At 73.6% G+C, this 23,293-nt stretch carries 24 protein-coding genes; 12 read left to right on the forward strand and 12 right to left on the reverse strand.

The window, feature by feature from the left end:
- Positions 1-30: 30 nt before the first annotated feature.
- Positions 31-843: a GNAT family N-acetyltransferase gene (locus F4556_RS29110; RefSeq protein ID WP_184921300.1), complete on the reverse strand. Its 813-nt coding sequence runs from the start codon at positions 841-843 to the stop codon at positions 31-33.
- Between the two features lie 123 nt (positions 844-966).
- On the opposite strand from F4556_RS29110, the gene F4556_RS29115 reads away from it, so the two are divergent.
- Positions 967-1,761 (forward strand): SGNH/GDSL hydrolase family protein, encoded by a 795-nt coding sequence (locus F4556_RS29115; protein ID WP_184921302.1) that lies wholly within the window; start codon positions 967-969, stop codon positions 1,759-1,761.
- A 24-nt stretch (positions 1,762-1,785) separates the two neighbouring features.
- Here the strand turns inward: F4556_RS29115 and F4556_RS29120 are convergent, their stop codons facing one another.
- On the reverse strand, positions 1,786-2,160 hold the full coding sequence (locus F4556_RS29120; RefSeq protein WP_184921304.1) for a cupin domain-containing protein: 375 nt from the start codon (positions 2,158-2,160) through the stop codon (positions 1,786-1,788).
- Positions 2,161-2,272: 112 nt separating this feature from the next.
- On the opposite strand from F4556_RS29120, the gene F4556_RS29125 reads away from it, so the two are divergent.
- The 3 genes from F4556_RS29125 (at position 2,273) to F4556_RS29135 (ending at position 3,950) form a co-directional block, all read left to right on the forward strand.
- A complete protein-coding gene (locus F4556_RS29125) occupies positions 2,273-2,725 on the forward strand; it encodes a MarR family winged helix-turn-helix transcriptional regulator (protein WP_184921306.1) in 453 nt (150 codons plus the stop codon).
- 96 nt (positions 2,726-2,821) lie between these two features.
- Complete coding sequence (locus F4556_RS29130; protein ID WP_184921308.1) at positions 2,822-3,172, forward strand: VOC family protein; 351 nt, start codon at positions 2,822-2,824, stop codon at positions 3,170-3,172.
- A 118-nt stretch (positions 3,173-3,290) separates the two neighbouring features.
- Positions 3,291-3,950, forward strand: coding sequence for a hypothetical protein (locus F4556_RS29135; RefSeq protein ID WP_184921310.1), 660 nt, complete (start codon positions 3,291-3,293; stop codon positions 3,948-3,950).
- Here the strand turns inward: F4556_RS29135 and F4556_RS29140 are convergent.
- On the reverse strand, positions 3,940-4,581 hold the full coding sequence (locus F4556_RS29140; protein ID WP_184921312.1) for an HAD-IA family hydrolase: 642 nt from the start codon (positions 4,579-4,581) through the stop codon (positions 3,940-3,942). The genes F4556_RS29135 and F4556_RS29140 overlap by 11 nt on opposite strands.
- 85 nt (positions 4,582-4,666) lie before the next feature.
- The gene (locus tag F4556_RS29145; RefSeq protein WP_184921314.1) at positions 4,667-5,176 is read right to left on the reverse strand and encodes a MarR family winged helix-turn-helix transcriptional regulator; all 510 of its coding nucleotides are present in this window, start codon (positions 5,174-5,176) and stop codon (positions 4,667-4,669) included.
- Positions 5,177-5,483: 307 nt separating this feature from the next.
- Between F4556_RS29145 and F4556_RS29150 the strand changes: the two genes are divergently transcribed.
- Both F4556_RS29150 and F4556_RS29155 read left to right on the forward strand, forming a co-directional pair.
- Complete coding sequence (locus F4556_RS29150) at positions 5,484-6,716, forward strand: cytochrome P450 (RefSeq protein WP_184921316.1); 1,233 nt, start codon at positions 5,484-5,486, stop codon at positions 6,714-6,716.
- A 6-nt stretch (positions 6,717-6,722) separates the two neighbouring features.
- On the forward strand, positions 6,723-6,920 hold the full coding sequence (locus F4556_RS29155) for a ferredoxin (RefSeq protein WP_184921317.1): 198 nt from the start codon (positions 6,723-6,725) through the stop codon (positions 6,918-6,920).
- A 52-nt stretch (positions 6,921-6,972) separates the two neighbouring features.
- On the opposite strand, the gene F4556_RS29160 is transcribed toward F4556_RS29155, so the two are convergent.
- Positions 6,973-7,503 (reverse strand): hypothetical protein, encoded by a 531-nt coding sequence (locus tag F4556_RS29160; protein ID WP_184921319.1) that lies wholly within the window; start codon positions 7,501-7,503, stop codon positions 6,973-6,975.
- A gap of 174 nt (positions 7,504-7,677) precedes the next feature.
- Here F4556_RS29160 and F4556_RS29165 point away from each other — a divergent pair, with 174 nt between their 5' ends.
- On the forward strand, positions 7,678-8,496 hold the full coding sequence (locus F4556_RS29165) for a class I SAM-dependent methyltransferase (protein WP_184921321.1): 819 nt from the start codon (positions 7,678-7,680) through the stop codon (positions 8,494-8,496).
- A 256-nt stretch (positions 8,497-8,752) separates the two neighbouring features.
- On the forward strand, positions 8,753-11,092 hold the full coding sequence (locus F4556_RS29170; RefSeq protein WP_184925338.1) for a Tex family protein: 2,340 nt from the start codon (positions 8,753-8,755) through the stop codon (positions 11,090-11,092).
- A 72-nt stretch (positions 11,093-11,164) separates the two neighbouring features.
- Here the strand turns inward: F4556_RS29170 and F4556_RS29175 are convergent, their stop codons facing one another.
- On the reverse strand, positions 11,165-11,731 hold the full coding sequence (locus tag F4556_RS29175; protein WP_184921323.1) for an NUDIX domain-containing protein: 567 nt from the start codon (positions 11,729-11,731) through the stop codon (positions 11,165-11,167).
- A gap of 79 nt (positions 11,732-11,810) precedes the next feature.
- On the opposite strand from F4556_RS29175, the gene F4556_RS29180 reads away from it, so the two are divergent.
- Together F4556_RS29180 and F4556_RS29185 are read left to right on the forward strand one after the other, a co-directional pair.
- Positions 11,811-12,014, forward strand: coding sequence for a helix-turn-helix transcriptional regulator (locus F4556_RS29180; RefSeq protein ID WP_184921325.1), 204 nt, complete (start codon positions 11,811-11,813; stop codon positions 12,012-12,014).
- A gap of 59 nt (positions 12,015-12,073) precedes the next feature.
- Entirely contained in the window at positions 12,074-12,889 is an 816-nt protein-coding gene (locus F4556_RS29185) for a hypothetical protein (RefSeq protein ID WP_184921327.1), read from the forward strand.
- A gap of 26 nt (positions 12,890-12,915) precedes the next feature.
- Here F4556_RS29185 and F4556_RS29190 read toward each other — a convergent pair whose 3' ends face one another.
- From F4556_RS29190 to F4556_RS29200, 3 genes are all read right to left on the reverse strand, one after another.
- The gene (locus tag F4556_RS29190) at positions 12,916-13,338 is read right to left on the reverse strand and encodes a MarR family winged helix-turn-helix transcriptional regulator (RefSeq protein WP_184921329.1); all 423 of its coding nucleotides are present in this window, start codon (positions 13,336-13,338) and stop codon (positions 12,916-12,918) included.
- A gap of 5 nt (positions 13,339-13,343) precedes the next feature.
- Positions 13,344-13,775, reverse strand: coding sequence for an SRPBCC family protein (locus F4556_RS29195; protein ID WP_313068784.1), 432 nt, complete (start codon positions 13,773-13,775; stop codon positions 13,344-13,346).
- Between the two features lie 66 nt (positions 13,776-13,841).
- Positions 13,842-14,798: a LysR family transcriptional regulator gene (locus tag F4556_RS29200; RefSeq protein ID WP_313068786.1), complete on the reverse strand. Its 957-nt coding sequence runs from the start codon at positions 14,796-14,798 to the stop codon at positions 13,842-13,844.
- A gap of 198 nt (positions 14,799-14,996) precedes the next feature.
- Between F4556_RS29200 and snpA the strand changes: the two genes are divergently transcribed.
- Complete coding sequence (gene snpA / locus F4556_RS29205) at positions 14,997-15,647, forward strand: snapalysin (protein WP_246511113.1); 651 nt, start codon at positions 14,997-14,999, stop codon at positions 15,645-15,647.
- 57 nt (positions 15,648-15,704) lie between these two features.
- Here snpA and F4556_RS29210 read toward each other — a convergent pair whose 3' ends face one another.
- The 3 genes from F4556_RS29210 to F4556_RS29220 form a co-directional block, all read right to left on the reverse strand.
- Positions 15,705-18,074 carry a SpoIIE family protein phosphatase gene (locus F4556_RS29210; protein WP_184921331.1) on the reverse strand — a complete coding sequence of 790 codons (2,370 nt, stop codon included), beginning with the start codon at positions 18,072-18,074 and terminating at the stop codon, positions 15,705-15,707.
- A gap of 47 nt (positions 18,075-18,121) precedes the next feature.
- Complete coding sequence (locus F4556_RS29215; RefSeq protein WP_184921333.1) at positions 18,122-18,946, reverse strand: SDR family oxidoreductase; 825 nt, start codon at positions 18,944-18,946, stop codon at positions 18,122-18,124.
- Between the two features lie 153 nt (positions 18,947-19,099).
- Positions 19,100-22,450: a hypothetical protein gene (locus tag F4556_RS29220; RefSeq protein ID WP_184921335.1), complete on the reverse strand. Its 3,351-nt coding sequence runs from the start codon at positions 22,448-22,450 to the stop codon at positions 19,100-19,102.
- Between the two features lie 153 nt (positions 22,451-22,603).
- Here F4556_RS29220 and F4556_RS29225 point away from each other — a divergent pair, with 153 nt between their 5' ends.
- Complete coding sequence (locus F4556_RS29225) at positions 22,604-23,254, forward strand: LysE family translocator (protein WP_184921337.1); 651 nt, start codon at positions 22,604-22,606, stop codon at positions 23,252-23,254.
- The last annotated feature ends 39 nt before the right edge of the window (positions 23,255-23,293 follow it).

The following is a 23,293-nucleotide window of genomic DNA, read 5'->3' on the forward strand; positions in this document are numbered from 1 at the left end:
CCGTTCAGGTGCGGCCCCGGCTCTGCTGCTCTACTCGGCGGGTTCGGCGATCAGCGCGGTGCCGACCGTCCGGAAGCCGACCCGGCCGTAGATCCGGGCCACGTCCTGGTCGCCCGCCGACAGGAAGACCGTCTCCACCCCGCGCGCCCGGGCGTCCGCGACCAGGGCGGCGGTGACCGCGTACCCGAGGCCCTGGCGGCGGGCGGACGGCAGGGTGCCGATCCCGACCAACTCGCTGACCGGGCCGACCGGTTGGTGCTGGCCGCCGCACAGTGCGGTGCCGTCCGGGCCGAACGCGGCGGCCACCACGGTCAGGCCGTCCCGGATCCGTCCGGCGATTCGGGCGGCGGTGCCGTCGGCCGTCAACTTGGCGGTGAATGCGGCGAGTTCGTCCGGTCCGGCGGTGCCGATCGCGGTACCGGGCTCACTGAAGGAGAGGTACGCCACCGCGAGGGCCTCGGCCAGCGCCGGGTCGTCGGCGCCGACCACTCGGGCCGCGGTGGCCGGAGCGGCCATCGGGGGAGCGGCCGGATCGAGCACCATCAGCGGGTGGTCGTGCACCGCGAGCCCGGAGCCCTCGACGGCGGCCCGCAGGGCGGGGGTGGTCTCGGCGACCCACTCGAAGCTCTCCGGTACGCCGAGCTCGCGCTGCCGGGCCCGGACCCGGTCCACGTCCGCCACCGTCGCCGCCGGCCCGGTCCAGCCGAGCGCGGGCCGGGCGTAGTAGGGCCAGCCCTCGCCCTCCCGGACGAAGAGCGAGAGCGGCCCGAAGTCCTCGGCGCGGGCGGCATTGCGGGGTACGGCGTCGTAGTACCGCTCGAGGCGGTCGAGAAGATCAGTCACGCGCGCATGAAACCAGCCACCCGGCCGAGCCGCCACCCGATATTCCGGGCCGGTCCTTCACCCACCCCCCAATCGCCGGTCGGTCATACCGGCCGGTATCGCGGCGCGTACGATCGTTTAACTATGGACGACATCACCACCGCCACCACGTACCGCAGCTATGTCGCCGTCGGGGACTCCTTCACCGAGGGTATGTGCGACGAGCTGCAGCCCGACGGGCAGTTCCTCGGCTGGGCCGACCGGGTCGCCCGGGCGCTGGCCGCCGAGCAGGGGTCCGGCTTCCGCTACGCCAACCTGGCGGTGCGCGGGAAGCTGATCGGCCAGATCCACGACGAGCAGCTGGACGCCGCCGTCGCGATGGGCGCCGAGCTGGTCACCCTGGCGGGCGGGCTGAACGACGTGCTGCGGCCGGGTTGCGACGTCGACCAGGTGGAGGACCTGCTCGGCCGGTCGGCCGAGCGCCTGCTCGCGGGCGGCGGCACCGTGGTGATGTTCACCAGCACCGACCCGACCCGGCGGCTCGGCGGCAGCGCCCGGCTGCTGCCCGCGATCCTGCGGATGAAGGCGTTCGTCGAGGGCCTGGCCAAGGCCCACCCCAACCTGGTGGTGGTGGACCTCTACTCCGCGCCCTGCTTCGACGACCGCCGGCTCTGGGACGAGGACCGGCTGCACCTCTCGCCGGAGGGGCACCGCCGGGTGGCCACCGCCGTCCTGGAGGCGCTCGGCCGCCCGGCCCCGTACGACTGGCGGGCGCCGCTGCCGACCGCCGAGCCGCGCGGCCGGAGCGCGAAGCTGCGCTCCGACCTGCGCTGGCTGCGGATCCACCTCGGCCCGTGGATCGGGCGCCGCCTCACCGGGAAGTCCTCCGGCGACGGGCGGGCGCCGAAGCGGGCCGAGCTGCTGCCGTACGAGGGCTGACACCCAAGTCGCGGACGGTGCCGTTCAGTTGGCCCACGGCGGGGCGATGACCGTGCCGTCGGCCAGGGTGGCCCGGAGCCCGACGTTGGTGGTGACCCAGGCGGTGGCGGGCTGGTCGCCGGAGTTGTCGAGGCAGAAGCTGGACCCGGCCGGGACGATGACGGTGTCACCGGGTGCCAGGGTGCTGCGCTCGCCGTCCAGGACGACGTCGGGGGAGCCCGCGAGCAGGTGCAGGACCTCCTCGCGGCTGACGGTGTGCGGGGTGCCGGGGGTCCCGGCCGGGACGTCCAGCCGCCAGGCGCAGAGTTCGGCGCTGCCGGTGGTGGGGTTGGCGTGGACGGTGAACCGGGCGCCGTGGATCTCGTGCACGGTGGTCTGGGTGCTGCGGATGACGGGCAAGGGTCTCTGCTCTCTTCGATGCTCTGATGGTCAAGCGGCTTGTCTATATGGTCAAGCTGATTGACCTGTTTCGTCAAGAGGGACGGCACCAATGAGTGGCACAATCTCGCGCATGAGCGAGCCCGACCCCATCGCGCTGAGCATTCCTCCGCTGCTGATCGCCCTGACCGCCGACGTGGTGCACGAGATCGACGCGGGCGTCCGCCGGCGCGGTTTCGACGACGTGCGCCCGACCCACGGCTTCGCCTTCGCCCGGCTCGCCCCGGGCGGTGCCACCGTCAACGAGCTGGCCGAACACCTCGGTGTGAGCAAACAGGCCGCCAGCCAGATGGTGGAAGAACTGGTCCGCAAGGGCTACGTCGAACGCCACCCGCACCCCACCGACGCCCGCGCCCGCCTCATCCAACTGACCGCTCGCGGCTGGGAGTGCACCCGCGCCGCCGACGCGGCCGCCGCCGAGGCGGTGGTCCCCTGGGCCTCCGTCCTGGGACCCGAACGGCTCCGCCAGCTCCATGACGACCTGGCCCGGCTGGCCCCCTCGGGCCCGCTGCGGCCTGCCTGGTGACGGTCCGTCGGTGCACGGACCGGCGCCGGTTGGTCCGCCCGGCGCGCCCCGGCGGTTCGCGCGGGCAGTCGGCGGCGCGACTTCTACCATCAGCTCATGTTCAGTGGCGCACACGTGATCCTGCACAGCTCGGACGCCGAGGCCGACCGCGCGTTCGTCCGTGACGTGCTCGGCTTCGCCCATGTCGACGCCGGCCGCGGCTGGCTGATCTTCAAGCTGCCGCCGGCCGAGCTGGCCTTCCATCCGACCGAAGCACCGCCGCACAGCGAGTGCTACCTGATGTGCGAGGACCTGGACGCCGTGCTCGCCCGGCTTGCCGAGCACGGCGTCCAGCCCGTCAGGCCGCCGAGCCGGCAGAACTGGGGCACGGTCACCGCGATCCCGCTGCCGAGCGGCTTCGAGCTCCCGCTCTACCAGCCCACCCACCCGGTCGCGTACGAGCTCTGACCGGGCCGGGGCCTGAGCTTCGCGGGCCGGGTCGACGTACCGTCAGAAGTTGCTATCGTGCCCGTGATCCAACGGCGCGCGAGCCCGGTCGCGGCCACCAGAGCACTCGGGGGAAACCATGACCCAGCCACCTCCCTACGGCGACCCGATGGGTGCGCCGTCGGCGCCCGGTCCTGCGGAGGCCGAGCGGCGGTCGCCGGTGATGGTCTGGGGCGTGGTCGCGGCGGCGGTGAGTGCGGTCGCCGGGGTGGCCAGCGCCATCGCGGCGTTCACCGGCGGCGGTTCGGAGCCGTCCGCGGCGCCGACGGTCTCGTCGGTCGTGTCAGCACCGGCGGCCGAATCGGCGGCCGCGCCGGTCAGTGCCACCCCGAAGCCCGCGCCGGCGCCGGCCGCTGGTGGGGCCGTGCGCTGGACCGGGAAGGTGGTGTTGGGCCTGGAGGGCATCGACCTGGCCCAGGTGCCGCCGGTCAAGGGCTCCAGCGACAGCCTGTCCTTCCTCCGGCCGGCCGCAGGGCGCAAAGGCAGCAGCGGCATGGAGGTCAAGGGCACCAGCGCACTGTGGACCGAGACCGGCGAGCCCACGGCCCAGGGCTGCCGCGCCCTGCTGCAGATGCAGTCGCACGACCAGGTGGACGTGGTCGAGGGCGATCAGGTGTGCGTGGTCCACGAGGGCTCGCCGATCGGCCTGCTGAAGGTCACCAAGACGCACTACATGCAGGGCGGTTACGGCGAGTTGGACGCCGAACTGACGGTCTGGGACCTGCGCCTCAAGCGCTGAGCCCGGACAACGGGGCCAACGCCGCACGGAGATCGGCCGGGCCGCGGAAGTGCACGCCCGTCATGCCGAGCTCCTCGGCGGCCACGACGTTCTCCCGGCGGTCGTCGACAAAGAGGCAGCGCTCGGGCGCGACCCCGGCCCGGTCCGCGGCGACCTGGTAGATGAGGCGGTCCGGCTTCGCGGCGCCGACCAGGGCGCTGTTGACCGCACCGTCCGCGAGGTCGGCGAGGCCGAGCCGGGTGAGGTCGTCGTCCAGCCACGGGGTCGCGTTGGTGACCAGCAGGACGGGGCAGTGCGCCCGGGCCCGGCGCAACAGTTCGACCACCTCCTGGTCGGCCCGGACCGGGCTGCCGGTGAAGGCGGTCGCGAGTGCCCGGGCCTCGGCGGGCCGGGCCAGGGTGGCGAGCCCGGTGGTGATCGAGTCTCTCCACTGCTCCTTGGTGAGCTGACCGAGGATCAGCGGCAGCGCGGTCTCCGGGCCGAAGGCCACCGCCGAGGTGCTGCCCGGGGGCAGGCCGGCGGCGAGTTCCAGCCGGGCCACCTCGGTGTGGTCGAAGAAGCGGATCACGCCGTCGATGTCGCACAGGACGGCGTCGAAGCCCGGCGTACGGGGGTGGGGAAGCAGGGTCATCCCGTCTGGATACCATTCGGCGCCCGCCGTCGGCCACCGGTTCGGCTACTGACGGTGATGGGACGAAGTGTCGGTCCTGGTGGCGTCAGGACGGAAGTTCGCGGTGCGAACCAAGGTGCCGCCCGTGCTCCGGTCGGCTCTCGTCGAGCTCCAGGAAGACCGCGGGCACCTGGTTGTCGAGCACCATCCGGCCGAGCAGCTCGGCGAGTCGGCTGCGCTCGGGGTCGCTCAGCCCGGACGGCAGGGCCTGGACACGGCGGCAGGTCTCGGCGTAGAACCGCTCCGCGGTCGCGGTGCCCTCGGGGGTGAGCGCGACCCGGATGGCCCGGCGATCCTCGGGGTCCGGCTCGCGGCGGACCAGGCCGCGCTGGGCGGTGCGGTCCACCAGGCCGGTCAGGCTGGACTTGGCCAGGCCCAGGACGGTCCCGAGTTCGGTCATCCCGTACGGCTGCCCCATCAGGACACAGAGCAGCTGCCCCTGTTGGGGCGTCAGGCCGAGGACGCGGCCCGACTCGGCGTAGACGGAATTCACCAGGAATGCGGAGCGCACCAGCCCGGCGACGACACCCGGTCGCCCGTCCGTGGATTTCCCCATGCGCCCAGAATACGGCAGGCCGCCCGGGGGGTGCGTGATTCGTCTCCCGAACTACTCGGGTCGCCTGCAGCTGTCCGACGATCCGTCAAGAGCGCGCGGTGCGCCGTCCCGGGATTTTCAGCCGCAGACGATCTGACATGCCAGTACCAAGAGGGGGGTGGTTCGTCCAGGGACAGTACCGGTGACTGGGGTCGTCCGGCGCCATCCTGAGGGGTCCACTAGGGGGTCGGGATGGCCTGCGGACTCGATATCTTCCCTTTCGCAAACCTGCTCGACTGGTCCCAGGGACCGAACAACGGGAGCGGAAATGACCGAAATTGACACCCCCTCACCCCTCAGACAAGACCCGCCGCAGTTCCCGATGGAGCGGAAGTGCCCGTTCCAGCCGCCGGCCGAGTACGCCGTGATGCGTGCCGAGGAGCCGGTCGCCAAGGTCAGGCTCGCGGTCTCCGGCAAGGAGATGTGGGCGGTCAGCCGGCAGGAGCACGTGCGTCAGGTGCTCACCGACCCGACCATGAGCTCCAACTTCAAGCACCCCGGGTACCCGCTTCAGGTGCCGGTGCCGGACGACATCCTGCAGGCCATGGAGCTGCCGCTGGTCGCGATGGACCCGCCGGTGCACGGCAGGCACCGCAAGGAGATCATCCCGGAGTTCACCCTCAAGCGGATGCAGGCCCTCACCCCGCGCATCCAGAAGATCGTGGACGAGCACGTCGACGCGCTCCTGGCCAAGGGCGGGCCGGTCGACCTGCTGACCGAACTCGCCATCCCGGTACCGTCGTTGGTGCTGTGCGAGCTGCTCGGCGTACCGGCCGAGGACATCCCGGAGTTCCGCGACTTCGCCGAGACCACGGTCCGCAGCGACGTCACGCCGCAAGAGGTCGGGATGGCCATCCACCAGATGGACGTCTACCTCGACAAGCTGGTCACCGCCAAGGAGCAGAACCCCACCGAGGACGACCTGCTCGGGCGGGTCGTGCTCAAGAACACCGAGGAGGGCAACCTCAACCACCGGGAGATCGTCGCGCTGGCCCGGATGCTCATCTCCGGTGGCTTCGACACCCTCACCAACATGATCGTGCTCGGGGTGGCGGCGCTGCTCGAACACCCCGACCAGCTCGCCCAGATGAAGGCGGACCCGGAGCTGACCCGGAACGCGATCGAGGAGCTGCTGCGGTTCCTGAGCATCGCCGACTCGGCCCCCTCCCGGGTCGCCACCCAGGACCTGGAGGTCGGCGGCGTCAAGATCAAGGCGGGCGAGGGCATCATCAACCTGACCGCCTCGGCCAACCGGGACGAGACCGTTTTCGAGAACGCCGACCAGCTGGACATCTTCCGCGAGATCGGCCTGCACTCCGCGTTCGGGCACGGCGTCCACCAGTGCCCCGGCGCGAGCCTGGTCCGGGTCGAGCTGAAGATCGTCTACGACACCCTCTTCGCGCGCATCCCCGGGCTGCGGCTCGCGGTGCCGGTGGAGGAGCTCCCGTTCAAGCGCGCCACCCTCATCCAGGGCCTGGACGCACTACCGGTCACCTGGTGAGCCACCATGCCCCTTTCGGTCCATCGTGAACGCTGCATTGGATCCGGAACCTGCGTCTACACCGCGCCCGAGGTCTTCGCCCAGGACGAGGACGAAGGTCTCGTCGTCCTCCTGACGGACGGTACCGACCAGGCGAACGAACGGGCCGTCCGCTCAGCCGTCGAACGCTGCCCCGTCGCGGCGATCTCCCTCGACGCGCCCTGACACCTGCTCAGTCGCCGGGGTGCTGCGGCCACGCTCCGCAGCACCCCGGCCCTTACCCCCGGGCCGCCCGGCGCCGCCGGTGGTACGAGACCGTGACGGCCGCGAGCAGCGGGGCCCAGGCGACCTGTGGCAGGTAGACGAAGCCGATCAGGGTGTGGCCGAGCGGCGTCAGGTCGGGGTGCGGGATGCTCCACCACAGCAGGAACGGGGTCCACAGGCAGGTCAGCAGCACCACCCCGACGGTGGCGGACACCACCGCGGCCCGCTCCGGTACCGCCCGGCCGCCCAGCACCGGTATCCAGCGCGGCAGCACCTCACCCCAGGGCCGGACCAGGCCGAGCGTGAGCAGGGCGGCCAGCTCGCTGACCGCACTCAGCGCGATCAGGTACACCGCGCCCCAACCCGGCCCCAGCTGACCCTGCGCCGCCAGGTAGCCCTCGTCGGTGTACCCGGCGTGCTGCCCGGCTGCGAGCAGCAGGCGCCAGATCCCGCACGGCAGGGTGAGCAGCGCGGCGGCGTGGGCGGCCCGGACCGCCCAGCGGGGTGCGGGCGCGGCGGTTCCGGTGAGCTGAGTGGTCGTCATGGGCCAATCCTTTCCGGCCGGTGCCCACCACCACGTCGCCCCGGAGGAGGGCATCCGGGCCCGCTCCGGACGGACGCCCGCCCCGCTGCCTCACCCGCGCGGGGGAGTGCCCTCATCCCCGGGCCCGGCCGAAATGCTTTGCCGACGTCCGGTCCGCTCCGGCAGGGTACGGACATGACAGCCACGGATGACGCACCGCTGCTCGCGGAAGAAGTACACGCCTACTACGCGCGCGGCGCCGAGGACGGCCGACTGCGCTCGGGCGCCGACCGGTTGGAGTTCTGGCGGACCCAGGACGTGCTTCGCCGTCTGCTGCCCGCCGCCCCCGCCCGGGTGCTGGACGTCGGCGGCGGCAGCGGGGTGCACGCCGAGTGGCTGGTGGCCGACGGCCACCATGTCCGTCTGGTCGACCCCGTAGCGCTGCACGTCGAGCAGGCGTCGAAGCTGCCCGGGGTCGAGGCCGTGCTCGGCGACGCGCGCGAGCTGGACGCGGCCGACGGATCGGCCGACGTGGTGCTGCTGCTCGGACCGCTCTACCACCTGACGGAGTGTGCGGACCGGGTGCGGGCCCTGGCCGAGGCCCGGCGGGTGGTGCGGCCGGGCGGGCTGGTGGTGGCCGCGACCATCAACCGGTTCGCCGCGCTGCACGACACCGTCAACCGGGGCTGGTACCTGGACGACCCCGGGCGGCGCCCGCAGGTGGACGGTGCCAGTACGGACGGCCGGCTCCTGGTGACGGGTGACCGGCCGACCTTCACCACCGCCTACTTCCACCAACCCCACCAGGTCCCGGACGAGTTCGAGGCGGCCGGGCTGCGGACCACCGGCCAGTACGGCGTCGAGGGGACGGTCTGGCTGATGGGCGCCGTCAACGACTGGCTGGACGACCCGGAGCGGCGGGCCACCGTGCTCGACGTGCTGCGCCGCACCGAGTCGGAGCCCTCGCTGCTCGGCGCGAGCGGGCACCTGCTGACGGCGGGTCGGAGGTCTTAGGGGCTGTCTCCCGATTCCCGCCGGGCTCGCGGTGTTGGAGTGCGCACCTCGCCGGCTTCTCGTCGGTCGCCGATGCGCTGCATCAGGCTCCCTCCTCGGCGCCGCCGAGGCACGCACTCCAACACCGCGAGCTGATCCGACGCGAATCGGGAGACAGCCCCTAGAGGCAGGTCGCACCCGTCCGGTCACGGTTACCTGCCAGAATGCGGGGCGGAACTCAAGCTGACTCCAGGAGAAGGTGACCGGCTTCGTGACCATGCCAGTCGAACGGAAGATCGCCGAAGAGCTGGGCGTACGGGAGGGGCAGGTGAGGTCCGCCGTCGAGCTGCTCGACGGCGGCGCCACCGTGCCCTTCATCGCGCGCTACCGCAAGGAGGTCACCGGCGAGCTCGACGACACCCAGCTGCGCACGCTCGAGGAGCGGCTGCGCTACCTGCGGGAGCTGGAGGAGCGGCGGGCCGCCGTGCTGGAGTCGATCGAGAGTCAGGGCAAGCTGGACGACGTCCTGCGCGCGCAGATCCTGGCCGCCGACTCCAAGGCCCGGCTGGAGGACATCTACCTCCCGTACAAGCCCAAGCGGCGGACCAAGGCGCAGATCGCCCGCGAGGCCGGTCTCGAGCCGCTCGCCGACACCCTGCTCGCCGACCCGTCCCAGGACCCGGCCGCGCTCGCGGCGGGCTACCTGAACGAGTCGGTGGCCGACGCCACCGCGGCGCTGGACGGTGCCAGGTCGATCCTGGTCGAGCGGTTCGGCGAGGACGCCGACCTGGTCGGCACGCTGCGCGAGCGGATGTGGACCCGGGGCCGGCTGGTCGCCACCGTCCGGGACGGCAAGGAGCAGGACGGCGCCAAGTTCGCCGACTACTTCGACTTCGCCGAGCCGTACGGCAAGCTCCCCTCGCACCGCATCCTGGCGATGCTGCGCGGCGAGAAGGAGGAGGTGCTCGACCTCGAGCTCTCGCCGTACGAGGGCGCCGAGGGCGACCTGCCCGGCGCCAACGACTACGAGCAGCGGATCTCCGCGAAGTTCGGCATCGCCGACCGGGGCCGTCCGGCCGACAAGTGGCTCGGCGACACCGTCCGGTGGGCCTGGCGGACCAGGATCCTGGTCCGGCTCGGCATCGACCTGCGCACCCGGCTGCGGCAGGAGGCCGAGGACGAGGCGGTGCGGGTCTTCGCCGCGAACCTGCGCGACCTGCTGCTGGCCGCGCCGGCCGGCACCCGCGCCACCATGGGCCTGGACCCGGGCTTCCGGACCGGCGTCAAGGTCGCGGTGGTGGACGCCACCGGCAAGGTGCTCGGGTACGACACCATCTACCCGCACCAGCCCGCCAACAAGTGGGACGCCTCGATCGCCACGCTGGCCGCGCTGGCCGAGCAGCACGACGTCGAGCTGATCGCGATCGGCAACGGCACGGCCTCCCGGGAGACCGACAAGCTGGCCGAGGACCTGATCAAGCGTCACCCCGAGCTCAAGCTCACCAAGGCGATGGTCTCCGAGGCGGGCGCCTCGGTGTACTCCGCCTCGGCCTTCGCCTCGCAGGAGCTGCCGGACCTGAACGTCTCGATCCGGGGCGCGGTCTCGATCGCCCGGCGGCTCCAGGACCCGCTGGCCGAGCTGGTGAAGATCGACCCCAAGTCGATCGGCGTCGGCCAGTACCAGCACGACCTGAGCGAGCTGAAGCTCTCCCGGTCGCTGGACGCGGTGGTCGAGGACTGCGTCAACGCGGTCGGCGTGGACGTCAACACCGCCTCCGCGCCGCTGCTCACCCGGGTCTCCGGGGTCACCGGCACGCTGGCCGACAACATCGTGGCGCACCGCGACGCGAACGGCCCGTTCCGGACCCGACGGGCGCTCAAGGACGTGGCGCGGCTCGGCCCGAAGGCTTTCGAGCAGTGCGCGGGCTTCCTGCGGGTCCCCGGTGGTGACGACCCGTTGGACGCCTCCGGTGTGCACCCCGAGGCGTACCCCGTGGTGCGCCGCATCCTCGCCGCGACCGGCGGCGACCTGCGGTCGCTGATCGGCAACGGGGCGGCACTGCGGGCGCTGCGGCCGGCCGACTTCGCCGACGAGACCTTCGGCGTGCCGACCGTCACCGACATCCTCGGCGAGCTGGACAAGCCGGGCCGCGACCCGCGTCCCGCGTTCCGTACCGCGACCTTCAAGGAGGGCGTCGACAAGATCGGCGACCTGGCGGTGGGCATGGTGCTGGAGGGCGTGGTCACCAATGTCGCGGCCTTCGGCGCCTTCGTGGACGTGGGCGTCCACCAGGACGGCCTGGTGCACGTCTCGGCGCTGTCGAAGAACTTCGTCAAGGACCCGCGCGAGGTGGTCAAGCCGGGCGACATCGTCAAGGTCCGGGTGGTCACGGTGGACGTGCCGCGCAAGCGGATCGGGCTGACGCTGCGGCTGGACGACGAGGTCGGCCAGGCGGCGCCGCGCGAGCGTGACCGGGACCGCGAGCAGAACCGCGACCGTGGCCGCGGAGGCTCGAAGCCGCCCCGGCAGGACCGCAGGAACGCCCCCGCCCCGGCCCCCGCGGCCAACAGTGCGATGGCGGACGCCCTGCGCCGGGCCGGTCTGACCGGCAAGTAGCGGCGCACCGGGCCCGGCCCACCTCCCTTGATCGGGTGGTGGGCCGGGCCCGTTTCCAGTGCCGTAGCGGGGCTAGCGGCCCCGGCGGGACTCGACCGCGAGGGCGACCAGTTCGCGCCACCAGGTCTCGCGGTGGTGGGTGAGCAGGCGCTGGGCCTCGGCCGGGTCCATCGCGCGGACCTCGACCACCTGTTCGCCGTCGTCCGGGTTGCTCGGCTCGGAGTCCACGGTGACCTCGGCCCAGCCCCAGAGCCAGGCCTTCTCGGGGTGCGGCTGCCAGGGGCGGTACGGCACCGGGTGGTCCGTCACGCAGCGGTGGGCGCCGAGCCAGACCGGCTCGCCGAGCAGCCGGGCGCCGGCCTCCTCGCGGAGTTCGCGGGCCAGGCAGCTCTCGATGCTCTCGGCCGCCTCCCGGGTGCCGCCGGGCAGGAACCAGTGCCCCCGGGCGTCCCGGCAGAGCACCACCTGATCACCGGAGAAGCCCACCAGGTGGATGTTGGTGATGAGTTCGTCGGGCGGCAGCACCGCCGAGAACTGTGCGTCGATGCCGCCCCAGGCCCAGCGCTGGGGCGCGTGCAACTGCGGGAACCGGGCCGCCAGGTCCGCGAGTTCCCGTGCTCTGTCCGAGGTGTCCGTCATTCACAGATGGTAGTCCAGCCGGGGTGGGGTGTGTAAAGGACCCTTGACTCACCGTCACGGCCGACCCTACCTTTCTGGGGTGCGCAACAGCCTGCGTGAACTGCGCTCCCAACGTGGCCTTTCCCAGGGGGAGTTGGCGGATCTCCTCGGGGTCTCCCGGCAGACGGTGAACGCGATCGAGACCGGCCGGTACAACCCGGCGCTGCCGCTGGCGATCGGTATCGCCCGGTTCTTCCGGCGGCCGGTCGAGGAGATCTTCCAGCTCGACGACCCGGCCGCCTGACCGTTTCGGCCGCCCGACGTAGGGTGGGCCCCGCCGCACCTGCGAACGGAGCCCCACCGATGTCCCGGATCCTCTACGTCACCGACCTCACCTACCCGGCCAGGGGCCGCCGCTACTGCGACGAGGACATCGCCCTGTCGGCCGCGCTGCGCGGCTCCTTCGAGCTGGCGCTCTGCCACCCGCTGGACGCGGCCGCCCTGATGGACGGCTTCGACCTGACGGTGGTCCGCAACAGCGGCCCGGTGCTGCACTACCAGGAGAGCTACGACGCCTTCCGGGCCCGGGCGCTGGCGAGCGGCACCCGGGTCTTCAATCCGCTGCACGGCCGGGGCGACATGGCGGGCAAGCAGTACCTGCTCGACCTGACCGCCGCGGGCCACCCGGTGATACCGACCGTGGCGGACCGCGCCGACCTCGGCCTGCTGCCAGAGGTCGCCGAGTACGTCACCAAGCCGAAGCTCGGCGCCGACTCGATCGGCCTCGCCGTACTCCCGGCCGCCGCCCTGGCGGAGCTGGAGCTCGACGGTTCGACCCTGCTCCAGCCCCGGATCGACTTCCGGTACGAGGTGTCCTTCTACTTCGTCGGCCGGGCGTTCCAGTACGCGCTGTACGCCCCGGACCCGGCCGTCCGCTGGCAGTTGGAGCCGTACCAGCCGACCGCCGCCGACCTGGCGTTCGCCCAGGGCTTCGTGGACTGGAACTCGCTGGACCACGGCGTGCAGCGGGTGGACGCCTGCCGGACGGCCGAAGGCGGCCTGCTGCTGGTCGAGTTGGAGGACCTCAACCCCTATCTCTCGCTCGACCTGGTGGACGGGCCGACCCGGGACGGCTTCGTCCGCGCGATGGCCGCCTCGATGAGCGACCTGCTGGGCTGACGCGGTCTCAGTCCTCGGGGTGGCTCTCAGCCCTCGGGGTGGGCGAGCCGGCCGAGCAGTTCGACCACCGTGGCGCGGGGGACCGGGCTGAAGAACTCCGTGTCCACCTGCTCGACCGCGCTGATCGCCCGGGGGGCCAGCTCGGCCCCCGCCGCGGTCACCCGGAGTCGCCGGGCCCGGCTGTCGGCCGGGTCCACCTCGCGCTCGACCAGGCCCTTGGCCTCCAGGGTGCGCACCACCTGCGAGGTCATCTTCACGTCGGTGCCGGCCTGCCGGGCCAGCGCCTGCTGACTGGGGTGCTCACCCTGCCCGTTCAGCCACCAGGTGCAGGCGAGCAGCACGAACTGCACATGCGTCAGATCGAGCGGCGTCAGCGCCGTGGCGATGCCGCGCTGCCAGCGCAGGGTGGCGTGCCAGAGCAGGAACCCGGGGCTCTCGCCCGGCTGCACGGCCGTCAGCCCCGGGCCGCGTGCGCGACCAGCGCGGCCATCGTGTCGGGCCAGTCGGCGGTGATGCCGGGGCCGATCTCCGGGCCGACCTGGTCGGCGCCCTCGCCGCTGATCTCCATCCGGTAGACCACCTCGGTGCGCCCGGGGCCGAGCGGCACGAGCCGGTGGGTGGTGCGCAGCACCAGCCCGCCGAACCTGGCCTCGTCGGTGAAGTGCTCACCCTCGCCGAGCTCGACCACGGTCAGCTCGATCGGGTCCTCTCCGGGCGGGGTCATGGCGATGCCGGCGCCCACCGCGAACGGGCCCCGGAAGTCGATCTTCTCGATCTCGGCGTTCCACTCGCCCCAGCCGTCCACGTCGGCCCAGAGCCGCCAGATCGCCTCGGGGGCGGCGGCGGTCTCGATGCTGTGCTGGTACGTCCACATGGCGGCCTCCACGGCTTTGATTGTCTATGCGAAGACTATCTGCGCGGAGAGTATTAGTCCAGGGGAAGCCCCCGCCGGTCAGTGCGCCAGCAGGCGGGGTAGTGAGCTGTCGTTGCTGAGCAGCCAGGCCAGGTACGACGGGTTGGTCGCGGCCAGGTCCAGGTAGGCGGCCCGCAGGTCGGCGTACAGTCCGTCGAAGGCGGGCGCGCTGAGCGCGCGGGGGCGCCAGACCAGCAGCAGGCGGACGCTGAACGGGTTGCCGTGGACGGGGCGGATCACCGTGCCCGGGCCCGGCCGTGAGGTGGGCTGGCAGGGGCGGACGGCCTCGCCGGAGGCGACCAGTTCGGCGGCGGTGGCGTTGTCCCTGACCTGCACCACGCGCGGGTTGAGCCCGGCCTCGGAGAGCACCCGGCGCAGCGCCGCGTACTCGTGGTCGGCGGTCGGGTCGACCATCCAGGCGTCGGCGGCCAGGTCCTCCAGCCGCACCACCGGCGAGCCGGCCGCCGGGTGGCTCAGGGCGAGCGCGACGAACTGCGGCTCGCGGGCGATCAGCACCCGGTGCTCGGCGTCGGCGGGCAGCCGGAGCGGGAAGCCCTCGCTCTCGTGCACCAGGGCGATGTCCAGCTGCTCGGCGGCGACCAGGTGCAGCAGGGCGTTGGCGGAGATGTCGATCCGGATGCTGGTGCGGGTGTCCGGCAGCCGGGTGTGCACCCGGCGCAGCCAGCTGGCCACCGCGCGGCTGCCGACGCTGCCGATCCGCAGCGTCATCTGCTCGGCGTCGTCGGCCTCCTGGCGTGCGGCGCTGACCAGTTCGGCCATGTCGGCGATGATCGTCCGGGCCCGGGCGAGCACGGTGTGGCCGAGCGGGGTGAGCTGACTGCCGGTCCGTTCGCGGGTGAACAGCCGTCCGCCGAGGGCCCGTTCGATCCGGTGCAGCTGGGTGCTGACGGAGGGCTGGCTCGTGCCGAGCAGCCGGGCGGCCTTCCGGACGCTGCCGGTGTCGGCGACCGCACACAGCACACGAAGGTGTCTCACCTCGAGCTCCACATCGGGAGCATACGGCCGACCGGGCCGTTCACGCCAGGGACATGTCAGGTTTGGCGGGAAGGGGTATAGGACGGTGCTATCCCCGGCTGGCATCATCCGCAGGCCGGTCGCGGTGGCCGAAGCTCGGTGGCACGACAGTCCGTCCCCCACTCCCAAAGCACTTGCCCCACAAGGGCTTTGGAAGCCATGAACTGGAGTCCCCAGATGAAGCGCTCGATGCTCTCCGCCGCGGTGGCCGTCACCCTGGGCCTGTCCGCGGGGCTGCTGGCCGCGCCCGTCGCGAGTGCGGCCCCCCAGCCGCAGGCGGTCGCCCAGTACGCCGGATCGGCCGCCGAGCAGGCCGACGTCAAGGCCTTCCACGAGGCCGTGATGAAGTCCGCGCTGGCCAAGCAGGCGGCGAACCCGTACCTGCTCGCGGTGGTCGTCACCTACGACGCCAGCAGCGCGCCCTCGTTCCGCACCCAGATTTCCAACAGCGCCTCGATCTGGAACGGTTCGGTGCGCAACGTCCAGCTCAGGTCGGGCTCCAACGCGGACTTCCGCTACTACGAGGGCAACGACTCGCGCGGCTCCTACGCCAGCACCGACGGCCACGGCCGCGGGTACATCTTCCTCGACTACCGGCAGAACCAGCAGTACAACTCCACCCGGGTGACCGCCCACGAGACCGGCCACGTGCTCGGCCTGCCGGACCACTACTCGGGCCCGTGCAGCGAGTTGATGTCCGGTGGTGGCCCCGGCACCTCCTGCACCAACGCCTACCCGAACACCACCGAGCGGAACCGGGTCAACAACCTCTGGGCGAACGGCCTGGCCGCGACCGTGGCCGCGCGCTGACCTGACGCGCCACCAGCACCAGCGGCCCGGCCCCGTACCGACGGGGACGGGCCGCTGTCAGTGGGGCAGGTCGCCTGCCGTCCGGCAGGCGAGCAGCAGCGCGACGTCGTCGGCGCGGTGGGACGAGTGCCGGGCATCCCGGAGCAAGTGGTCGGCCAGGGCGCCGAGTTCGACGACGGAGGAGTGGGCGAGGTCGGCGCGCAGCTGGTCCAGGCCCTCCTCGAGCGGGATGCCGGGCCGTTCGATCAGGCCGTCGGTGAACAGGGCCAGGATCGCGCCGACCGGCAGCCGCAGTTCGGTGGTGGGGTACGTGACGTCCGGGTCGATGCCGAGCAGCGGTCCGCCGGCCAGGTCCAGCGGCTCGGTGCGGCCGTCGGGCCGGCGCAACAGCGGCGGGACGTGCCCGGCCCGGACCGCGAGCGCCCGGCCGGTGGCCGGGTCGAGCCGGATCAGGCAGCAGCTGGCCAGTAGCCCCGGGTCGAGGTCGAGCAGCAGCTGGTTGGTCCGGGTCAGCACCTCGTCGGGCAGGCTGCCGCTGGTGACGAACGCCCGGACCGCGCTGCGGAGTTGGCCCATGGTGGCGGCGGCGCCGACATTGTGCCCCTCGACGTCCCCGATCACCAGGCAGACCCCGGCGGGGGTGCTGATCGCGTCGTACCAGTCGCCGCCGATCTCCATCCCCCGGGTGCCTGGCAGGTAGCGGGCGGTCACCGCGAGTCCGGGCACCTCCGGCAGCCGGTGCGGCAGCAGGGCCTGCTGGAGGCCCCGGGCGAGCGCGAACTCGGCGTCGTACAGCCGGGCCCGCTCCAGTGCCTGGGCGATCAGGCCGCCGAGCGCGGTGAGCACCGAGCGCTCCTCGCTGGTGAAGCGCCGGGGCCGGTCGAAGCCCAGGATGCAGCTGCCGACCGGCAGTCCGGAGGCGACCAGGGGCAGGAAGGCCCAGGCCCGCATCTCGTCCTGGACGATGCCCGGGTAGGCGGCCAGGAGCTCGTCCGGCGACTCGAAGAAGGCGGGCGCGCCGGTGCTGAACACCTCGGTGCCGGGCAGCCTGGCCCGGACCGGGGTGCCCTCGAAGGGGGTCAGGAAGCCGTCCGGGTAGCCGGTCTGCGCGACCAGGTGCATCCGGCCCGAGCGGGCCAGGTAGAGCGCCATCTCCTGGCCGTCGAAGCCGGGCAGGATCTGGTCGATCACGCAGTCGCAGACCTCCTTGACGGTCACCGCCTCGGTCAGCGCGCTGGCCAGCTGGAGCAGGTGGTAGGTGGCCCCGAGGGTGGCCGGGGCGGCGGGCGGGGCCTCCGGCAGCGCGGCCCGGTGCGCGCCCGGCGGTCCGGCCGGGACGATCCGGACGGTCAGGCCGTGCGCGTCGGGGTAGAGCGAGAAGGCCAGCCAGTGGCCGGGCGGGCGGCAGGCCAGGAAGGCGGTGGGCTGCTGGGCGAGCATCGCCGAGCGGTACCTGTCCTCGTAGGCCGGTTCGGCCAGCCACGGGAGAGCCGACCAGGGGTGATGGCCCGTCAGCTCCTCCCGGCCGATCTCGAGCAGCAGCTCGGCGGCGTGGTTGAGGTAGCTGATCCGCCCGTCCGGGTCGAGCGCCACCACCCCGTCGCGCAGCCGCTCGACCGCGGCCACGGCGGCCGTCGCGGCGTCGGTGTCGAGGGCGATCACGCCGACCGTGCCGGGGCGGCCGGGGCGGCCGTGCAGGCCGAGCCCGCGTCGGCCGTCCCGCAGCCGGACCCGGAGGGTGAACGGCGTGTCCGCCCGCAGCGCGGCCAGCAGCGGCTCGACGTCCGCCGGGTCCAGGCGTTCGGTCAGCTCCTCGGCCCGGCCGCCGAACTCCTCCGGCGTCAGGCCCAGCACCGCGAGCAGCGCCGGGTCCGCGGTGATCCGGCCGTCGGCGAGCCGCCAGTCCAGGCCGCCGGCCCGGGGTGCGGGGCCGCCGCCGGTGGGCAGCGGTACCACCACCGGGCTGCGCGGTGCGGCCGGCACCTGGCTGTCCAGGGCGGCGGCGAGCCGGTTGGCGGTGGCGCGCAGCTGCCGCTTGGCGCCCGGCGGCGGCACGGCGGAGCTGGGCCAGAGCACGGCGAGGACGCCGAGCGGCTCGTCGTCGGCGCCGAACGGCACGCAGGCGAAGGCGTGCACGTAGGGCAGCCCGACGGCCAGCCGGGGGAAGCGCCGCATGGTGTCGTCGGCGTCGGCCACCTGCACCGTGCGGCCGGTCCGGTACGCCTCCGCGACCGGCAGCGGGGCGACCACCGGGATGTGCCGGAAGGCGCTCAGCAGGTGCGGCGGGACGCCCGTGACGGCGCTCAGCACCAGCGACCGGCCGTCGGCCGAGCGCAGGTAGAGCACGCCTCCGTAGGCCGAGGTGGTGCGGACCGCACGCAGCAGCGCCTCGGCGAGCAGGGCCTCGACGGACTCTCCCCGGCGCATGTTCTTCTCTGTACGCCGCCCCACCGGGGGTGTCAACCGGAGCCTGTTCAGTCGGGGAGCTCGCTGAAGGCCCTGGCGGCGGCCAGTTCGTCCCGGGCGGCCTGCTCGGTGTGGTCCAGGTAGGCGTAGGCGTCGGGGCCGACCGGGACCCGCAGCGGGGTGTCCTCGGCGGCCACCAGCCGCCGGACCAGCTCGGCGAAGTACTCGGGCCGGTTCAGCCCGGGCGCGGTCTCCATCTGCCGCATCGCCTCCCGCATCGGTTCGAGCTGCTCGGTATAGGCCGGGAGCCGCCGGCCGGTCTCGGCGATGGCGGCGCCGTAGCGGGTGGCGAAGCCGCCGGGCTCGACCACCGAGACCCGGATGCCGAGCGGGCGCACCTCGGCCGCCAACGCCTGGCTCATGCCCTCCAGGGCGTACTTGCCGGTGACGTACGCGCCCAGGCCGGGGAAGGCCATCCGGCCGGCCAGCGAGGAGACGTTGACGACGTGTCCGGACCCCTGGGCCCGGAACAGCGGCAGCACGGCGCGGACCAGTCGCCAGGGGCCGACCACCAGGGTCTCCAGCTGGTCGCGCAGCTCCTCGTCGGCGACCTCCTCGACCGCGCCGAAGAGGCCGCTACCCGCGTTGTTGACCAGTACGTCGAGCCCGCCGAACCGGTCGGCCGCCAGCGCCACCGCGTCGTCCACCTGGGCCTGGTCGCGGATGTCGAGCGCGGCGGTGAGCACGTGGTCGGGGTGACGGCGGCTCAGCTCCGCCAGGGTGGCCGGCTTGCGGGCGGTGGCCAGCACGGTGTCGCCCGCCGCGGCGACGGCCTCCGCCAGGGCCAGGCCGAGGCCCGAGGAGCATCCGGTGATCAGCCAACGACGTGTCATGTTTCCCCCGGGGTCCGGTCCGATCGGCCCACGGTCCCAGAAACCGGGAGCGGCCGCCGCACCGTGTGCGGGGGCGGTCGGAGGTGCCCGGGGGCGCGCGGGCGGTGGCCCGGATGCGCCCCCGGTACGTACGGGTCCGGCGGTGCTTCGGGGTTACTCCGCCGCCGTCAGCACGTCCAGCGCCGCGTCGCGGACGTCCGGCGCCGGGTGGCGGCGGAGCGTCCGCAGCACCGCCCGCCACTCGGCGGGCCAGCCGAGCTGCGGGCCGAGGCCGACGAGCAGCCCGACCGCCAGCAGGCCGGTCGCCGATCCGCCGTCGGCGGCCAGCTGCTCGGCCACCGGCCGGACCTGCTCGGGCGCGTCCGGCAGGCGGTCCCGGCCGAGCCGGGTGCTCAGTCGGGCGGCGGCGGAGGCGGCCAGCGCGGGGCGATCGGCACAGACCTCGGCCAGTTCGCGCAGCTGCGCGGAGAGCGTCCCGGCCGCCGGGTCGACCAGCCCGAGCAGCACGTCGACCCGGTGGGCGGGCTGCTCGGCCAGCAGGCCGGCCAGCGCGGCCAGGTTCGTCCGGATCCACGGCTGGTCGGGGCGGGGCAGCCCGTCGACCAGCGCGGTCAGCCGCTGCCGGGCGGGCAGGTCGCGGTCCGCCAGCGCCTCGAACTCCCCGGCCCGCAGGCTCGCGAGCAGCCCGGTGACCGTGCGGTGCAGCACGCTGCCCGGGGCGGCGCCGCCGAGCGGGTGCGGCAGGTCGTTGCCCGCCAGGGCCGTCAGGGTGCGGACGGCGGCCTGCCAGGTCTGCCGGTTCGTCAGGTCGGTGACCAGTGCGGGCAGGACGTCGGCCGCCTCGGGTGCGAACCGTGCCCAGGTGGCCAGTTGGCCGAGCGCGGGGACGGCCGCGTCGGGCTGGTCCGTGCGGCAGACCTCGCCGACCAGCCGGGCGAACCGGGCCCGGTGGGCCTCGGCCAGCTGCCACGGCCGGGTGCGCAGCAGCGCCGTCCCGGTCTGCGGCGAATCGGTGGCGGCCGCGCCGAACAGGGCCCAGATCTCCTCGCGTTCGAGCAGCCCGGCACCGGCCGCGATCACGGCCGCCTGGACGTCCGGGTGCTGACCGGGTGCCAGATACGCGAGCCTGAGCAGCTCGACGGCCCGCTCCGGCGGCAGGTATCCGGCCGCCAGCCGGACCGCCTCCTTGCGGGTGGTCACCTTGCCGCCGGTCAGCAACCCGCCCAGCTGCTCGGCGAGTTGACCGGGCGCCGCGTAGCGGGCGGCCCGGGAGGCGGCGTACACCGCGACCCTGGCCCGGTCGCCGTCGGCGCGGGCGAGCAGCACCGGCAGCTCCCGGGCCGGGTCGTCGGCCCAGGCCAGGGCGGCGAGCGCGGCCTCGGCCAGCACCACCTCGGCGGAGTCCAGGTACTCCAGGGCGAGTTGGCGCCCGAGCAGCGGGATGCCGCGGGCGGCCCTGATCGCGGCGGCCCTGGCGTGGACGGCCTGGGTGGTGTCGGCGGCCGCCCGGGCGGTCAGCCGCGCCGCCGCGGCCTGCTGCCGGGGCAGCCAGCGGGCGGCGTACCGGAGATCCGGCAGCCGCAGCCGGGTGCCGGGCTTGACGAAGCGTCCGTGCGGCGGCTGCCCGGCCAGTAGCGGGTCGAGCAGGTCGGTCCTGCGGGTGGTCAACACCTCTTCCACGGGCGGGAGTACGACCGCCGAGGGTTCGAGGGCGAGGATCCGCTCGACCCGCGCGTCCCTGCTCCGGGGGTCCGACAGCCAGAGCCGGGCGGCGGTGCCGAACGCGGCGTCGTCGCTGTGCTGTAGCGCCTGCTCCAGCAGCTGCTGGAGTTCGGGCATGCCGTGGGCCCGGTCGCCGAGCGAGCGGGTGAGGGCGAACAGCAGCCGGTGGTCGGCGACCGCCGAGGCACTGTCCAGCCACGGGCGCAGCGCGGCCAGCACCTGGTGCTCCTGGCCCCGGCGCAGGGTGCGGTGCAGGGCTCCCAGGTCGACGTTGCCGAGCTGGCCGGTGATCCGCTCCAGTGCGGCCAACGCCCAGGCCAGCAAGGGGGATCCGGCTTCGGTGGCGTGCTCGCGGAGCACCCCGACGGCCAGCTTGGTGACCGCCTGCCTGGTCCGGTACGAGGCGTCCCTGGCCTCCAGCGCGTCGGTGAGCACGCGGTCCAGCGCATCGACGTCCGCCGGGCCGAACAGCCTCGGGTGCAGCTCGGCCAGCGCGGTGAGGGCGGGGGCCCGGACCGGGTCCTGCTCGTTGCGCAACCGCTCGCACAGGGCGAGCAGCCGGGCGGTCTCGGCCGGGTCGCCGGAGCGGCCCGCGTTGGCGATCAGCAGCGGCCAGGCGAAGGCCCGGTCGCCCGCCTCCGGCCGCCGGGTGGCGGCCAGCAGCTCGGGCCTGGCCTCGGCCACCGGCAGTTGGGCCAGCACCGGCAGTACGGTGCGCCAGTCCCGCCCGGCGGCCGACAGCCGCTTGGCCTCGGCCCGGGCGCGGGCCCAGCGGTGCTCGCGCGGCAGCAGCTCGGGTGCGGTGAAGCCCTCGGTGTCCAGCCCCTCGGTCGCGGCGTCGAAGAATGCCGCCCGGCGGCTCGGCGGCAGCTCCCTGAGCAACAGCCGGAACTCGCCCGGGCGTTGCTCGAACCAGCGTCGGCCGAGCGCGGCCAGCGCGGCGGGTTCGGTGGGCTGGGCCTGTGCGAGGCGGCGCAGCACGGAGCGCGCGCAGCCGGCGGGGAGCGGCTGCGCGGAGCGTTCGGGGGCGAGCAGCCAGCGCAACACCCGCCCGGGGTCCACCGCGATCAGCGCGCCCAACTGCCGCTGGAGGTCGGACGGGAGCCAGGCCGGGCCGTACCGCTCCAGCAGGTCGAGCACCCGCTCCGGGTGGGTGTCCACCGTGACGGCCAGTCCGTCGGCGTGGTACTGCCACCAGTGCGAGCGCAACTCCGGGGTGCGGCCAGGAAGTTGCTGCTCGGCGTAGTCCAGCAGCACGGTCGGGTGGCGGCGGGTCAGGACACCCAGGCTGCTCACGGCGTGGGCCAGCTCCGGCAGCAGCCGGGCGACGAACCCGGCCGAGCAGGCCGGCAGCAAGCGGGCCGCCTCGGCCTCGCCCCAGGTGGACCTGAGCTCGACCACCAGCCGCTCGGCCAGCGCCGTCCGCCGCCCGGCCAGCACCGCCTTGGCGAGCTGCCGCCGCACCACGGCGGAGGCACCGCCGTACGCGGCCGCGATCGCGGCGTCCGGCACCGGCAGCAGCCGGACGGACCGTAGTGCGTACCCCCGGACCACCGGGTCCGGGTCGGTCAGCCGCTCGGTCAGCCACTCGGTGCGCCGACCGGCCACCGCGGCGAGGGCGGCCAGCCGTCGCTCGAACGGGCCGCGTCGGTCCAGATCGGCCAGCAGCTCGTCCAGTTGGCGATCGCTCAGCGACCGGGCGAACGCGGCGACGGTCGGGGCCACCTGCGGGTGGGCGAGCGGGTCGAGGGAACGGAGCAGCTGATCAGCGGTGTGGGGCATGGGCCGGATTCTGCCCCAGCGCCGTGGGGCCGGGCCAGCCGAAAAAATTGGGGCGAAGCGGAGCGGGCCCGGCTGTCATCATGACCGCTTCGGCAGCGAACCAGCACCGCGCACCGGCACAGCGAGCCGGTGCGGCGGGCGAAGGAGACGGACATGATCAGCGGCGGAGCGTTGGCGGGAATCGCCTTGGTGTCGTTCGGGATGGCCCTCACCCCGGGGCCCAACCTGATCTATCTGGTCTCCCGGTCGGTGGTCCAGGGCCGCCGGGCCGGGCTGGTCTCGCTGGCCGGGGTGGGCGTCGGCTTCGCGGTCTACCTGGTCGCCGCGACCGCCGGGATCGCCACCGTCTTCGCGCTGGTGCCCGAGGTCTACCTGACCCTCAAGCTGGCCGGGGCCTGCTACCTGCTCTGGCTGGCCTGGCAGATGGTCCGGCCGGGCGGCGAATCGGTCTTCGCGCCCAAGGAGTTGGCGCCCGACCGGCCGCGCAAGCTGTTCCTGATGGGCCTGGTCACCTGCCTGCTGAACCCCAAGATCGCCATCCTGTACATCTCGCTGCTGCCGCAGTTCGTCTCGCCCGAGCAGGGTCAGGTCGCCCTGCAGAGCCTGCTGCTCGGACTCACCCAGATCACCGTCTGCCTGCTCTGCGACGGCGCGTTCGTGCTGATGGCCGGTTCGGTCGCGGCCTTCCTGGCCCGTCGCCCGACCTGGCAGCGCGTGCACCGCTACGCGATGGGCACGCTGCTGGCCGGCTTCGCCCTGCGGCTCGCCGCCGACCGCTCGAAGGCGGTGCTGGCCGCGCCGTGACCGGCTGACATGATGTCGGACCGGAGGTAGGAGGGGATC

The organism is Kitasatospora gansuensis (assembly GCF_014203705.1).
GTDB classification, from domain to species: domain Bacteria; phylum Actinomycetota; class Actinomycetes; order Streptomycetales; family Streptomycetaceae; genus Kitasatospora; species Kitasatospora gansuensis.

What these genes read in the sequence shown, in the direction of transcription:
- F4556_RS29115 (WP_184921302.1), top strand. Translation starts at nt 967, where the DNA reads ATGGACGACATCACCACCGCCACCACGTACCGCAGCTATGTCGCCGTC.
- F4556_RS29125 (WP_184921306.1), top strand. Translation starts at nt 2,273, where the DNA reads ATGAGCGAGCCCGACCCCATCGCGCTGAGCATTCCTCCGCTGCTGATC.
- F4556_RS29130 (WP_184921308.1), top strand. Translation starts at nt 2,822, where the DNA reads ATGTTCAGTGGCGCACACGTGATCCTGCACAGCTCGGACGCCGAGGCC.
- F4556_RS29135 (WP_184921310.1), top strand. Translation starts at nt 3,291, where the DNA reads ATGACCCAGCCACCTCCCTACGGCGACCCGATGGGTGCGCCGTCGGCG.
- F4556_RS29140 (WP_184921312.1), bottom strand. Translation starts at nt 4,581, where the DNA reads ATGACCCTGCTTCCCCACCCCCGTACGCCGGGCTTCGACGCCGTCCTG.
- F4556_RS29145 (WP_184921314.1), bottom strand. Translation starts at nt 5,176, where the DNA reads ATGGGGAAATCCACGGACGGGCGACCGGGTGTCGTCGCCGGGCTGGTG.
- F4556_RS29150 (WP_184921316.1), top strand. Translation starts at nt 5,484, where the DNA reads ATGACCGAAATTGACACCCCCTCACCCCTCAGACAAGACCCGCCGCAG.
- F4556_RS29155 (WP_184921317.1), top strand. Translation starts at nt 6,723, where the DNA reads ATGCCCCTTTCGGTCCATCGTGAACGCTGCATTGGATCCGGAACCTGC.
- F4556_RS29160 (WP_184921319.1), bottom strand. Translation starts at nt 7,503, where the DNA reads ATGACGACCACTCAGCTCACCGGAACCGCCGCGCCCGCACCCCGCTGG.
- F4556_RS29165 (WP_184921321.1), top strand. Translation starts at nt 7,678, where the DNA reads ATGACAGCCACGGATGACGCACCGCTGCTCGCGGAAGAAGTACACGCC.
- F4556_RS29170 (WP_184925338.1), top strand. Translation starts at nt 8,753, where the DNA reads ATGCCAGTCGAACGGAAGATCGCCGAAGAGCTGGGCGTACGGGAGGGG.
- F4556_RS29175 (WP_184921323.1), bottom strand. Translation starts at nt 11,731, where the DNA reads ATGACGGACACCTCGGACAGAGCACGGGAACTCGCGGACCTGGCGGCC.
- F4556_RS29185 (WP_184921327.1), top strand. Translation starts at nt 12,074, where the DNA reads ATGTCCCGGATCCTCTACGTCACCGACCTCACCTACCCGGCCAGGGGC.
- snpA (WP_246511113.1), top strand. Translation starts at nt 14,997, where the DNA reads ATGAACTGGAGTCCCCAGATGAAGCGCTCGATGCTCTCCGCCGCGGTG.
- F4556_RS29210 (WP_184921331.1), bottom strand. Translation starts at nt 18,074, where the DNA reads ATGCGCCGGGGAGAGTCCGTCGAGGCCCTGCTCGCCGAGGCGCTGCTG.
- F4556_RS29215 (WP_184921333.1), bottom strand. Translation starts at nt 18,946, where the DNA reads ATGACACGTCGTTGGCTGATCACCGGATGCTCCTCGGGCCTCGGCCTG.
- F4556_RS29220 (WP_184921335.1), bottom strand. Translation starts at nt 22,450, where the DNA reads ATGCCCCACACCGCTGATCAGCTGCTCCGTTCCCTCGACCCGCTCGCC.
- F4556_RS29225 (WP_184921337.1), top strand. Translation starts at nt 22,604, where the DNA reads ATGATCAGCGGCGGAGCGTTGGCGGGAATCGCCTTGGTGTCGTTCGGG.